This is a genomic window from Aeromonas sp. 603757 (assembly GCF_049171255.1).
GTDB lineage: Bacteria > Pseudomonadota > Gammaproteobacteria > Enterobacterales > Aeromonadaceae > Aeromonas > Aeromonas veronii_A.
In genome coordinates, this window is record NZ_JAAKOE010000012.1 from 1 (window position 1) to 13014 (window position 13014).

At 58.8% G+C, this 13014-nt stretch carries 10 protein-coding genes, 1 riboswitch and 1 other annotated feature; of the genes, 7 read left to right on the plus strand and 3 right to left on the minus strand.

The window, feature by feature from the left end; all coding sequences use genetic code 11:
• Positions 1-241: 241 nt before the first annotated feature.
• The gene (locus G5332_RS12605) at positions 242-2425 is read right to left on the minus strand and encodes an ExeM/NucH family extracellular endonuclease (protein ID WP_150997670.1); all 2184 of its coding nucleotides are present in this window, start codon (positions 2423-2425) and stop codon (positions 242-244) included.
• 293 nt (positions 2426-2718) lie between these two features.
• Positions 2719-2801: riboswitch (cyclic di-GMP riboswitch) on the plus strand.
• 116 nt (positions 2802-2917) lie between these two features.
• Between G5332_RS12605 and G5332_RS12610 the strand changes: the two genes are divergently transcribed.
• Positions 2918-5953, plus strand: coding sequence for a glycosyl hydrolase family 18 protein (locus G5332_RS12610; protein ID WP_421311273.1), 3036 nt, complete (start codon positions 2918-2920; stop codon positions 5951-5953).
• 139 nt (positions 5954-6092) lie between these two features.
• The gene (locus G5332_RS12615; RefSeq protein WP_216951924.1) at positions 6093-7037 is read left to right on the plus strand and encodes a chemotaxis protein CheV; all 945 of its coding nucleotides are present in this window, start codon (positions 6093-6095) and stop codon (positions 7035-7037) included.
• A 76-nt stretch (positions 7038-7113) separates the two neighbouring features.
• Here G5332_RS12615 and G5332_RS12620 read toward each other — a convergent pair whose 3' ends face one another.
• On the minus strand, positions 7114-8268 hold the full coding sequence (locus G5332_RS12620; protein ID WP_421172769.1) for a flagellar assembly protein FlgT: 1155 nt from the start codon (positions 8266-8268) through the stop codon (positions 7114-7116).
• Between the two features lie 206 nt (positions 8269-8474).
• Here G5332_RS12620 and G5332_RS12625 point away from each other — a divergent pair, with 206 nt between their 5' ends.
• Complete coding sequence (locus G5332_RS12625) at positions 8475-9095, plus strand: FlgO family outer membrane protein (protein ID WP_005338718.1); 621 nt, start codon at positions 8475-8477, stop codon at positions 9093-9095.
• A gap of 10 nt (positions 9096-9105) precedes the next feature.
• Complete coding sequence (locus G5332_RS12630; RefSeq protein ID WP_421172770.1) at positions 9106-9531, plus strand: LPP20 family lipoprotein; 426 nt, start codon at positions 9106-9108, stop codon at positions 9529-9531.
• A gap of 77 nt (positions 9532-9608) precedes the next feature.
• Here G5332_RS12630 and pheA read toward each other — a convergent pair whose 3' ends face one another.
• Positions 9609-10781, minus strand: a complete 1173-nt coding sequence (gene pheA, locus G5332_RS12635) for a prephenate dehydratase (protein ID WP_101323838.1) — start codon at positions 10779-10781, stop codon at positions 9609-9611.
• A 38-nt stretch (positions 10782-10819) separates the two neighbouring features.
• Positions 10820-10941: a sequence feature (Phe leader region), on the minus strand.
• A 170-nt stretch (positions 10942-11111) separates the two neighbouring features.
• Here pheA and G5332_RS12640 point away from each other — a divergent pair.
• The 3 genes from G5332_RS12640 to G5332_RS12650 all read left to right on the plus strand — a co-directional run bounded on the left by G5332_RS12640 (position 11112) and on the right by G5332_RS12650 (position 12936).
• Entirely contained in the window at positions 11112-11723 is a 612-nt protein-coding gene (locus G5332_RS12640) for an HAD family hydrolase (protein ID WP_216951922.1), read from the plus strand.
• An 18-nt stretch (positions 11724-11741) separates the two neighbouring features.
• Positions 11742-12020 carry a DUF6482 family protein gene (locus G5332_RS12645; RefSeq protein WP_216979354.1) on the plus strand — a complete coding sequence of 93 codons (279 nt, stop codon included), beginning with the start codon at positions 11742-11744 and terminating at the stop codon, positions 12018-12020.
• Between the two features lie 79 nt (positions 12021-12099).
• Positions 12100-12936 (plus strand): hypothetical protein, encoded by an 837-nt coding sequence (locus G5332_RS12650; protein WP_227341232.1) that lies wholly within the window; start codon positions 12100-12102, stop codon positions 12934-12936.
• Positions 12937-13014: the final 78 nt, after the last annotated feature.

A 13014-nucleotide genomic window follows, 5' to 3' on the forward strand; every position in this document is an offset into this window, starting at 1 on the left:
TATAGCTCAGCTGGGAGAGCGCTTGCATGGCATGCAAGAGGTCCGCGGTTCGATCCCGCGTAGCTCCACCAAATTCTTGTTACAAGAAGCAAAAAGGCCACCGCATCGCGGTGGCCTTTTGTTTTCTCCATCATTTATTTTCTCCATACGTCCGCGCCTTTCATTTGTAAATCCAATGACCTGAATGAAAAAGCCCGCGAGACTCGCGGGCTTTGCTTGCACTATGCAAATGCGCCTGTGGTTAACGGCGACGTCGCCAGGCCAGCGGTAACAGGGCCAGCAGGCCGAGTCCCAGTGCACCACCGCCTGAGGAGGTGTCCGGTTTGGTGGCATCGCTCTCCAGTCTCAGGTCGACGATGATGGGATCATGGTCGGAGGCACTGAAGGGGTTGTCAGACTTGAGCAATGTGCCGGTGTACTGGCTGCCGTATTCGAACAGGGAGCTTTCGAAGGAGTTGATGTGCCAGTCGGCGACACCTGCTACCTTGCTGGCCAGCGCCGGGTTGGCGAGGGCATAGTCTAGGGTGCCCAGCTCCCCGTCGTAGCTGTAGGAGATGGCTTTATCCTTGTTGAATTTGACGTTGAGATCGATCAGGCCGTAGCTGCGAGTCACTTCGCGACCGAGCTGTTCATAGGACTGATCACCGATAAAGGTGTGGGAGGCCGATACGATCTTCCGTTCGCTGGTGGCCGGGTTGTAGTCGGTCAGCACCCGGATCGGATCTTCCTTGGCGTAGGAGTTGAAGTCGCCCACCAGCAGCACCTGGCCCGGCAGTTTGCTGACCGCCTCACCCAGCACCTTGGCGGCAGAGACCCGGAACTCGGTGCACTTGCCCTGCAGGTCGGCCGGTTCTGTCTTGCCATCGCCATTTTCGTAGCAGCCTGACCCCTTGGATTTGAGGTGGTTGACCACCAGCGTCAGCGGCTCCTTGCTCTTGGCGAGGGTGAAGGTCTGAACCAGCGAGTCGCGCTGACCGGCTGTCTTGGCCACACCACCAGTGGTGTAGCGCTGCTCAGGCAGCTTGATGACGCTGGCATCTCCGCTGGGGGTGAGCAGGGCAGGACGGTAGATCATCGCCACCATGATGGCGTCGCCGCCGAAGAACTTGCCATCGGTAAGGGCAGTGACCGGCAGACGCACATAGGCGTAGTGTTTGCTCGCATCCTTCTGCTGTTCGTTGAGGCGGGTCACCAGATTGTGGAGGGCCGAGTTATCCTCGAAGCCGTTGTTCTCCATCTCCATCAGGCCGAGCAGATCGGCATCCATTGCGGTGATGGCATTGACGATCTTGGTGCGCTGTTTCTCGAACTCGGGCTGGCTCTTGGCACCCCGGTTGCAACCTTTGGCGTTGTCGGCATCCGCCTGATCCTTGCACAGGATATTGAGTGCACCGCCGATGCTGGAATGACTGGTGAAGTAGTTGAGCACGTTGAAGCTGCCGATCCGCAGATCGCTGCCAGAGAGGCGAGCCGGCGCGTCTTGACGATCCTCTTCAGGGCTGCGCAGCAGGGCGCCGGCAGTCAGGGTGACATCGCTCGGTACCACCAGACGGAACGCATCCTTGTTGTATACGATCACCCCCTCCAGCCCTGTCAGTTGATCACCGATGCGCAGATATCCCTGATCGGCATCCCAGCTCGGGAACCAGGGCAGTACGCCATCCGGTGCTTTGTAATCAGACTCAACCACTAGACGGTTGCTGCCATTTTTGGTGGCCAGTGCGACAGCGTCCGCACTGCTGGCAACATGAAGTTGGGTCGGTTTGATCAGCGGGGTTTTGTGGGCCAACTCTACGTTGTTGCGATAGACCTTGTAGTCGAAGCCGTAGTTGCGGGTCAGGTGCAGGTCACTGCTGCTGTCGAGACGTACCCGCATCCCTTCGTGGCGATCGAGCGCTTGCGCCAGCGTCTCCCCTTCATTGACCTGCAGTACGCTGGTCGGCACATTCAGCCCTTGTGCGGTGACTTGCAGGCGGGCTTTGCTGGATTCGAAGGTGGGTTTGAGCTGGGTGCCGCCGTAGTACTCCTCGACCTTGGCTTCGAGGCAGAGTTCAGCCCCCGGTTTGATGTCTTTATATTTGGTCGCGAAGTCTTTGTCGTTCAGATATACAAAGATGCCATCAGAGGTGGCCGGATTGCCATCTCCCACCGGGTCAGTCAGATAGAAACCCTTGGTCAGGCTTTGGCCCAGCGTTGTCACGATACCGCGAACGTTGAAGGTGCCCGTGCTGATTTTACCGGTCACATTGCCGTTCTTGTCGGTCACGGTCTGGGTGGCCAGCGCGCTGGCGGAGCCTGTGCCCTGAATGGTCGGGATGGGAGTGAGTTGAGCCGGATCGGACGGGCAGACAAATGCCGCATGGGCGCCTGAGGATGCAAGTGCCAGCCCCACGGCCAGCGACAGCAGGGTACGAGTACCTTTCATAGGTGTTCCTTTTTTATTTTTGCCAGTGATTCCATAGCCTTGGCTCGTTGACCAAGGGCGCGCATTGTCACATTTCTGGCATGTCATACCAGTGAGCCAACGCACATTAAATGAATCTGGGAAGGTGCGGGAAAGCGTTTTTATGATCCCAGTAACGATATGATTTTTTTGATAATTCAATCAATTTTAACTCTGTGATCATGACGCTTTCGTGGCAGGGGATAATTCTCTTTGAGAATAAAGATTGAGGGGATCTTGTCGCCTTCCTATACTGGGTTCGTTCCTCACGGAACCCAGGTAAAGGGCAAACCGGCAGTGATGCCGGGGCGCAATGCTTCCGGTCTCGATCGTGGATCCAGATAGCGGGGTTTCCCTGGGTGAGGGGTGGTTTTTGTGGCAGGTCCATTGCCAGTTGTCTGCGCCCATCATGCAGGTTGCGATTGTTCTTTGCCTTGGTGACCAATGCCAAGACAAAACAAGGAAGATAACAATATGCAACAGCTCTTCAGACCCAGCAGGCTTGCCATGCTGGTCGCCCTTGCGGCTGCGCCCGCCTGGGCTCAGGCCGCTTATCCCGCCTATAAATCCGGTACTGCCTACAAGGCTGGCGATATCGTCAGCAACGTCGGTGCCCTCTATGAATGCAAAGAATTTCCCTATTCAGGCTGGTGCGGGGCATCCCCCTATCACTATGAGCCGGGGGTAGGTGTAGTCTGGGCCGATGCCTGGAAGCCCTATGGTGGCGAGGTGCCCCCTCCTGCGCTCGGTGTGGCAGTCAGCTCACCGGCTGCTGGTGCCAGTTTTAATGAAGGAGCCAGCGTGGCGCTGGCAGTGGCCCTGAGTGGCCCAGTGACGGCCTTGGCCCGGGTGGAATATCTTGTCGACGGCACGCTGGTCGCCATGGCGAGCGCCTCGCCCTGGAGTGCCAGTTGGAGCGCCGCCGGAGTGGGGGCCCATACCCTCAAGGCTCGCGCGCTGGATAAAGATAGCAAGGTGCTGAGCGAGGCGGATTCGAGCTTCAACGTCGCCGCCGTGGTCGCGTCAGAGGCGCCCAAGGTGAGCATTAGCAGCCCGGGCAGCGGCGCCAAGGTGACCCTGGGTCGCAGTGTGGCGGTGAGTGGCAACGTCACAGATGCCAACAACGATGTGGCCAAAGTCGAGCTCTATGTCGATGGCAAGAAGATTGGTGAAGACACTACTGCCCCCTGGCAGGTGAACTGGACGCCGGATGCCAAAGGGAGTACCGCCCTCAAGCTGGTGGCTACTGACAAGAGCAATCTGAGCGGTGAGTCGGCGGCGGTGACCGTCAATGTCGAGGAGGCCGCGCTGCCGCCCACCGGTGGCAACCTCTCTTGTGACATTCGCCAGATCTATCGCCCGGATGGCTACGAGTGCATGGGGGATGACCATGCCCGCCGGGTCATCGGCTACTTCACCTCCTGGCGCACCGGCAAGAACGGCCTGCCTGCCTATCTGGTGAGCGATATTCCATGGAACAAGATCACCCACATCAACTACGCCTTCGCGGCGGTGGATGAGCAGAGCCACACCATCAAGGTGGACGATGCTGCCACCAAGATGACTTGGGATGGCGTGCCGGGTGCCGAGATGGATCCTGAATTCGCCTACAAGGGCCACTTCAACCTGCTGTCGAAGTACAAGAAGCAGTATCCGGACGTGAAGACCCTCATCTCGGTGGGGGGCTGGGCCGATACCCGCGGCTTCTATACCGCCACCACCAAGGGTGACTGCTCGGTCAATACTGCCGGTATCAACACCCTGGCTGATTCGGCGGTGAGTTTTATCCGCCAGTACGGCTTTGATGGGGTCGATATCGACTACGAATACCCCACCTCGATGAAGGATGCGGGCAACCCCAACGACTTCCCGCTCTCCAACCAGTGCCGTGGCAAGCTGTTTGCCAACTACAAGGTGCTGATGCAGACTCTGCGCAGCAAGCTCGACAGCGCCGGCAGCGAGGATGGTCGCAAGTACATGCTGACCATCGCCTCGCCGGCCTCGGCCTACCTGCTGCGCGGCATGGAGAACTTCCAGGTCACCCAGTACCTCGACTACGTCAACCTGATGACTTACGACTTCCACGGCGCTTGGAACAACTTCGTCGGTCACAACGCCGCCCTGTTTGACAACAAGGCGGATGCCGAACTTGCCCACTGGGGCGTCTATACCCAGAGCCAGTTTGGCGGTATCGGCTACCTCAACGCGGCCTGGTCTGCCCACTACTTCCGTGGCGCCCTGGCGGCCGGCAAGATCAACGTGGGCGTGCCTTACTACACCCGCGGCTGGCAAGGGGTCAGCGGTGGCACCCACGGCCTGGCCGGCAAGGCAGCCCTGCCGAGCCAGAGCGATTGTCAGCCGGGCACCGGTGGCAGCACCATTCCGTGCGGCAACGGGGCGGTCGGCATCGACAACATCTGGCACGATCTCGACAAGAACGGCAAGGAGATCGGCGGTGGCGCCGTGCCCATGTGGCATGCCAAGAACCTGGAGAACGCCGCCAGCCTGGGTATCACCACCATGCCGAGCTACGGCCAGGCCTGGGGGCTGGATCCCAACAACCCGGCCCACGTGATGCAGGGCAAGTACGTGCGTTACTACGATGACAAGGCGCAGGCGCCTTGGCTGTGGAACGAAGAGAAGAAGGTGTTCCTCTCCACCGAAGATGAAGAGTCCATGGGCCACAAGCTTGACTACATCATCAAGCGGGGCCTGGGCGGGGTCATGTTCTGGGAGATGGCGGGTGACTACGCCTTCGATCCGGCCAAGAACGAGTACGGCATGGGCAGCACGCTGACCACGCTCGCCTACGAGAAGTTTGCCAAGGCGACCAAGTACAACACCAAGCAGAACGATCTGGCGGCGCCAACCGCCCAGCTCGACATCGCGGTGAGCCTCTCCGGCTTCAAGGAGGGGGATTCCAACTACCCGATCAATCCGACCCTGAAGCTTACCAACAACTCGACCCAGACCATTCCGGGCGGTACTCGCATCGAGTTCCTGGTGCCTACCTCCACCTCCGACACCATCACCGACCAAAGCGGGATGGGGCTGAAAGTGGTGGAGAGCGGTGGCAACCAGAACTCCGACGGCATCGCGGGCGAGAAGGACTTCCACAAGGCGGCCTTTACGCTGCCGACCTGGAAGGCGTGGGCGCCGGGCAGCGACGTGGAAGTGGCGATGACCTACTATCTGCCGGCCGCCGGTGTGCCGAGCGGTATCCGCATCATCAGCGGCACCCAGACTGCGGGCCTCAAGGCTGAGTTCCCGACCCTGCCGGAGGCCGTGCTGGGCAGCAATGGTGGCGGTGAGAACCCGGGCGGCGCCACCTGCAGCAGCCAGAACGTCAACCCGGCCTCCTACAAGGCTTACCCGAACTGGCCGCAGGGGGATCATGCCAATGGTGGTGATCGCATCACCCATAACAAGATGGTGTGGCAGGCCAACTGGTGGACCAGCAGCGAGCCCAAGGCAAGCGACGGCAGCTGGAAGTCTGTCTGTAGTTATTGATTTTAAAATCAATGATATAAGTGAGGCTTCGGCCTCACTTTTTTTATCTGGTTGGTCACTCTGGTTGAAAATGCGCCTGCCCTTCCTGGCAGGCAGCCTCTATACTAGAGTCGATTAATAATCAGATGGATATCAGTGTATGGCGAGTATATTGGATTCCGTTGATCAACGAACTCAACTGGTGGGGGAAAACCGCCTTGAGTTGTTGATGTTTCGTCTCGGCACCCGCCAGATGTTCGCCATCAACGTCTTCAAGGTGAGGGAAGTGGTGAAGTTGCCCCATCTCAGCAAGATGCCGGGCTCCCATCACAATATCAGCGGGGTGGCCAATATCCGCGGCACCTCGATCCCGGTGATCAACCTGCGCAGTGCCATTGGTATGCGCCCCATGCCCATCGACAGTGAATCAAACCTCATCATCACCGAATACAACCGCACCATTCAGGGCTTTCTGGTGGGGCAGGTGGCCAATATCGTCAACATGACCTGGAAGGATATCTTGCCACCGCCGCGCTCCGCCGGGCGCGCCAATTACCTCACCGCCATCACCCGCATTCCGGAAGATGGCGTCGATCAGATTGTCGAGATCATCGATGTGGAGAAGGTGTTGGCGGAGATCATCACCTATGACATCCGCATCTCCGAAGAGGTGCTGGATCGGGAGATCCTGCCCGAGATGCACGGCCGCAAGGTGCTGATCGTCGATGATTCCAGCACCGCCCGCACCCAGGTGCGTGAGACTCTTGGCCAGCTGGGACTCGAGGTTATCGAGTGTCAGGATGGCTTGCAGGCGCTGACCCTGCTCAAGGGGTGGTGCGATGCTGGCAAGAAGGTGACCAACGAGATCCTGCTGATGATCACCGATGCCGAGATGCCTGAGATGGACGGCTACCGGCTGACCCACGAGGTGCGCAGTGATCCGCGCATGTCCGATCTCTTTATTACCCTCAATACCTCCCTGAGCGGCAACTTCAACGAAGCCATGGTCAAGAAGGTGGGTTGTGATCGCTTTATCTCCAAGTTCCAGCCCGACCTGCTGGTGGGCGTTGCGCAGGAGAGGTTGCGTCAGGTGTTGGGAAACTGACCGATACCAATCCACTGGTGAACCATAACAACGGGAAACTCGGGAGATGCCGTAAGCGCCGGTAACTCTCTGGCACCTATTCCAATACAGCCAAATCCCCATTCTGGATGTTAAACGGCGTATATTTGTTCTGGCTGCTGATGATGGCGCCATCGTCGAACACCTGCACCACTTCGAACAGGCCGTCGGCCGGGTTGCGCATCATGCGCGATTTGCCGTAGGGGTCGATGAAGTCGGCGTTGTGCTGGATGCGGAACTGATCGCCAAGCTTGATGCCGTTGCGCCGCCCCAGATTGATGTAGGGGCCGCGTTCGTTCTGGCCGACCACCCGGGCGGTGACCGGGGCGCAGGTGAGCTGGGCTACCAGATCCTGAGCCGCCTGTTGCAACTGGTAGTTGACCTCCTGGCCATAACTTGACTGCCAGAACTGGCCGCTGCTGCTGCCCACCTGTTCCCGCTTGCCAAAGGTCCAGGTAGCGCGCCCTTCGTAGACCTTGCGGTTGACCAGGCTGCCATTGATGCCGTCAAACAGGTAGAGCTGCATGCGAAAGTTACGTACGGGATCCTCATACCAGCTGGTCAGCTGGTTGCCTTGCGGCTCTATGGAGAGATCGTCGATGCTGCCGAGCACCAGATACTGGCTGTCGGTACGCAGGCTGAGCGCCTTGATCTCCTCGAGGGCGCTGCGATCTCCCTGTTGCAGATGGAGCGGATCGATGCGCAGGTTTTCATCCAGCCACTGGCGCACCGCGACCCCTTGCGGCGCATTGGCGAGAGTTTCGAATAGCCGCCGCGAGAGGTTTTCCGGCATGTCGTCCATGGCGCCGTAGCTGGCTTGGTCCGGATAGCGCATCCGCAGCCTCACCAGTGTCAAATCCTTGGCGAAGTGCTGGGTCTGGCAGATCTGGCGCTCGGCCTGAATGTCGGCCACTAGCGTGATATACATGCGGCCGTTGCGCACCTCTTCCCGCTTGAGCCGATACTGGCGAATGTCGCCGCCGGAGCGGATCTGGATCTGCTCGGATCGCAGGCTGCCATTTTCCAGACGCTGGACGCTGGAGACTGCCGCGCCGCTTGCCAGCAGGGCCTGACGCAGGGCGTCGCGAGTTGCTTGCTCGCGGGCATAGACTTCATCGCCCCCCAGAATGGCGGCGCTGCCCTGCGCTTCGATAAGCTCGGCTCGGGCGCTCAGGCTGGCCAGCAGCAGGGTCAACAGCAGCGGTAATTTCATAGCAGATACCTTGAGTTGGCGGGCAGCCGCGCCATTTTGAGGAAATGGCGCCTGCTGGCCGACATGGATCACAACACGTTCCAAGTGGCAGCGCACGTTGGCGCTGACGATGTCCATTAAAAAGCAAGAATCATGCCTCATTCCCGGCTCAAGCTTTGTCCGGCGCGTCCGATAACAAATCAGGTGCAGATACAGGAAAGGTATCCATGAACAAACTCATCACGGCGTTGGCGCTTGCCCTGGCATTGACCGGGTGCGGCTCCGACCCTATCAATCGGGATCAGGGTGACCCCCGTCAGGCGGCGCAGGGGATGGAGCTCAACTGGCTGGTGGCACGTATGACCGACCAGCTGATGGAGCGCAAATCGCTGACCACCCTGACCGAGCCCATCGCGGTGGCCTCTTTCGTCGATCTCGATACCCTGCAGGATACCAACTGGATGGGGCAACAGATTGAGGAGAGCTTTATCTACGAGCTCAACCGCCGCGGCGAGGTGGTGGTGGACTTCAAGCTGACCGGCAGTATCAAGGTGACGCCGCAGGGGGATTTTGTACTGAGCCGCAACTACAAGGAGCTCTCCTCCCGTTTGCCGATCTCCCGCATTCTGGTCGGCACCTTCAGCCGCAACAGCAAGGGGATCCTGGTCAACGCCCGCGTTATCGACATGCGCACCAAGATGGTTGAGACCACGGCCCAGAGCCTGATCCCGCAAAAATATCTGTTCGGTGCCAACAACTCGTTTGGTCGGGCATCGATCAATCGCGGTTATCTGATGCGTGACAGTCAGGCCCGGCCGGGCGGTCATCTAGTCAACCTGACCCCGTGAGGAGCGAGTCATGAAGATCTTGTTTGGTTGCCTGTTGGCACTCTTGCTCACCGGTTGCAGCTACAACCGGGTGGTGGATTACACCCAGGGTGGCAAGCCCGATGATTTTCCGGTGCTCAAGGCGGTGGGGTATGCGGTGATCGACATCCAGCCCGGCCCCTCCCAGTCGGAGAAGATGCTGCAAGCCATTCGCGCCTCCAAGATGGATGCCTATCGCGAGCTGGCCGAGCAGCTCAATGGTCAGCAGGTGCACGGTCAGAGCAGCTACCGCGACTTGACCCAGACCTCCAACTCGCTGGATGTTTCTGTGGCGGGGGTGGTGCGTGGTGCCCGGGTGGTTGCCTCCTATCCGCGCGGCAATACCTATGCCACCGAGATGGAGCTCGATACCCGCGCCCTCTACAACATCAACCAGCTGATGGCCGGTCAGTTCTGAGTTGATGGGCGTGCCGTGAAAACCGGCATCAAAACAAAAGGCGAGCACCCTGCTCGCCTTTTGTCGTTGTGGGCTGGTTAGCTCCCCATCAGCACCGGCGGCACTGCGGTGGGTTTCACATCCTCGCTCGGGTAGCAGCCAAGCACCTTGATATAGCGGGTGATCTTGGTCAGCTCCACCAGTGCGGCCTGCATCGCCGGGGTCTGCAGGTTGGCGGAGACATCCAGATAGAACATCTCTTCCCACGGGTTGCCCTGCACCGGACGGGACTCCAGTTTGGTCATGTTGATCTCGTGGCTGCGCAGCACCAGCAGCGCCTCGACCAGCGAGCCCGGTTTCTGGGAGGTGGACATGATGAGGGTGGTCTTGGCCGGGATCTGCGGTGCCACGTCGATGGGCTTGCGCGCCACCACGATAAAGCGGCTGTAGTTCTCTTTCTGGTTGGCGAGCTGCTCGGCCAGCACATCCAGACCATAAAGTTCGCCACCGGCGGCGCTGCCGATGGCGGCGGCCTCCGGGCTGGCCAGTTCTTTCACCTTCATCATGGCGCTGGAGGAGGAGTCGCAGATCTCGTGACGCGCCCCTTCCAGCTTGCTCAGATAGTGGGAGCACTGCTGGAACACCTGCGGGTGGGCATAGAAGGTTTTGATGCGACTCAGCTCGGTCGGCACGGCGGTGAGAATGCAGTGCTCAATGGGGTAGGTCAGCTCGCCGACGATGGAGAGGCTGGTGTGCTGCATCACGTCATAGACTTCGTTGATGGAGCCCGAGCTGGTGTTTTCGATGGGCAGCACGCCAAAGGCGGCGCGACCCGACTCCACCGCATCCAGTACTTCACGGAAGTTCTGGCAGTTTACTTCGATCACCTGATCCTTGTAGCGCGCCAGATATTTGCGTGCGGCCAGGCTGGAATAGGAACCGCGCGGCCCAAGATAGGCGACGCTGGTCATCGGCTCCTGCTGCTCCGGGTTGAGCAGGCTCTGCAGATAGGCCTGCTGGGAGAGCACAGAGTCTTCGATGATGGTGTGATAGATGCGAGTGATGTACTGGGCATCCAACCCCAGCACGCGCCCTTTCTGGATCAGGGCAACCAGCAGCTCCTGCTCCCGCTGGTGGTCACGAATGGGGCGCGGGTTGGCTTGCTTGGCACGGGCGACCTCGATGCTGAGGGCCTTGCGTTTCGCCAGCAGGGCAAGCAGCTCCTGATCCAACCGGGTGATGTCTTGTCTGATCTCGTCGAGCGTTGCCATGATTGTTCCCTATCCAAGTAATCGATTGATATTAATGCAAAAAAAAGCCTCCGCTAGGGGAGGCTCGATTCGTCTTTGCTTTCTGTTCACACGACGACAGGCCTTCCCTCAAGCGGGCCGGATAAACGAGAAAGCAAAGAAGAATGGTGCGTGCATAGGTGTGTCCTTGAAGTAACGTCATAACCATTAAGGGATTTGCCGGTCTGATGCAAGTAAAACTTGCCCGCGGGCGGGGATGGGGGCAGGGTATCCGGTTAAGAAAATGGCGTATGAGCGATCTTCTATTGACTCTGTTTTGATGACTGACACCCCGTGGGGGAGGTAAAGACGATGGCGATTATTTTCGATCTGGGACGGGTGGTGGTGAGCTGGGATCCGGTAGGTATAGTGCGTTCGGTGCGTGGTCCGCAAGGGGCCGAACAGTTGGCCGAGCAGCTCTTTAACCACCCGGATTGGCTGGAGGTAGACAGAGGCACCATGTCGCTCCACAACATGGCCCGGGAAGCGCAAGCGCGCACTGGCCTCTCGACGGCGGAGAATCTGGCCATTTTACAGGCAGTTCCCGCTTCCCTGCTGCCAGATCCCGCTATGCTAACCCTGATAGCCGAGCTGCACGGAGCGGGCCATTCGCTCTATGCCCTCTCCAACATGGGGCACGCCAGCATCGACTGGCTGGAGCAGCATCAGGATTTCTGGCGCTTTTTCAGCGGCAAGGTGGTCTCGGCGCGGGTGCGGATGATGAAGCCGGAGCCGGATATCTACCGTTATCTGCTGGTGTCGTTTGATCTGAAACCGGCAGAGTGCATCTTTATTGATGACAGTCCCGCCAATATTGCGGCCGCCGAGGCCCTCGGCATCAGGGGGATCGTCTTTACCGACGTGGCGAGTTGCCGTCAGCAACTGGGTGAGCTGGGCAGTTTGCCTGTCACCGACAAGGGGTGATGCCCCTCCAGGAGTACTATGGAGCATGGCCGGTTTCGCAATTGGCTCAGTCACTATCCCGAGGCAACCCTGATCATCGCCTGCAAGGATGGCAGTGGTTATCAGCTCTGTATCGAGGCGGAAGGGGAGTACCTCTGTCTGACCGACAGCGAGGGGGAGCACCTGACCTTCACCTCGCTGGATCAGGCGCAGGGCTTTTTGCGAGCCCATCGGGTACATCAGGCCAGATTGCGAGTGTATGACGCTCAAGGTATTGATTTTATGGATGAATCACGGGAAATAATCATCAAGTTTTAATTTTAACCTGACTCTGTAAGGGCCTATTCAGCTTGTTTCCCGCACAATAAGCCACCTGTTTATCATCCGGAGCTGTTTAATGGATGCCAATGTTGTTGTCTTGAATCAGGGATATGATCACTCTTTTCAAGCCAGGGAGCTGCAGCTGATTGAGCGACTGGCAAATTTTGACGAGCTGATAGTCTCTTTTTCGGGGCGGTTGGAATCCTGTTACAGCATCGATTTGTGCCGTGCCAGCGGGATCAAGATCCGCGCCATCACCCTCGATAATCCGACCCGCAGCCGCAGCGAAGTGGCCCGAGCCCGCCGTTATTGCCAGCGTTATGGCATCGATCACTGGGTCATCAAGAGTGACGAAATCATCTTTTGCGATCGCCTGCCGAATATGGAGGGGTTGATCGATCCGGTTCGCCGCATTGGTGAGTATGTGCAGGCTCGTCCGGAATGGGCTCATCTGCCGTTGCTGGTTCCGGCCGCGGTGGAGGAGCGTGATGACTATCTTGCCCAGTTCGGCTCACTGCCTGCCAACACCATCTGGTTTTTTGCCGATAACGGGGTGATGAGCCGTGATTTTCGCTATGGCTTCAACAAGCGTCAGCTCGGTCGTTGGGGCAAAGGGAGCAACGGTTGCCTCAGCAATCGCTTCACCAATCCACGGCAGTTGAAGCAACGTTATCTACGAATGGTGGATCAGGCCGAACAGATGCTGGCCGACATGGGGCTGGATGAGGCGCAGGTCTTTTTCCATACCCTGTGCGACTGCTCTACCACCCTGGCCCGGGTGCGTCTGCCCGAGCATCAGCGTGCTCAGGCCTTTGATATGCAATCGGATATTCTCTCTGCCCTCAAGAGGACCGAGTTCGATCTGGTGACTCTGGATATGGCGCACAAAGAGCGGCACGATCTTGCCATCTAGCCCGTGGGCAAGCGACGCCGGAGCCAGAACGTGAGTGCCGTCATAGGCAAGGGGTGGCGGGACTGTTTATACTGTCGC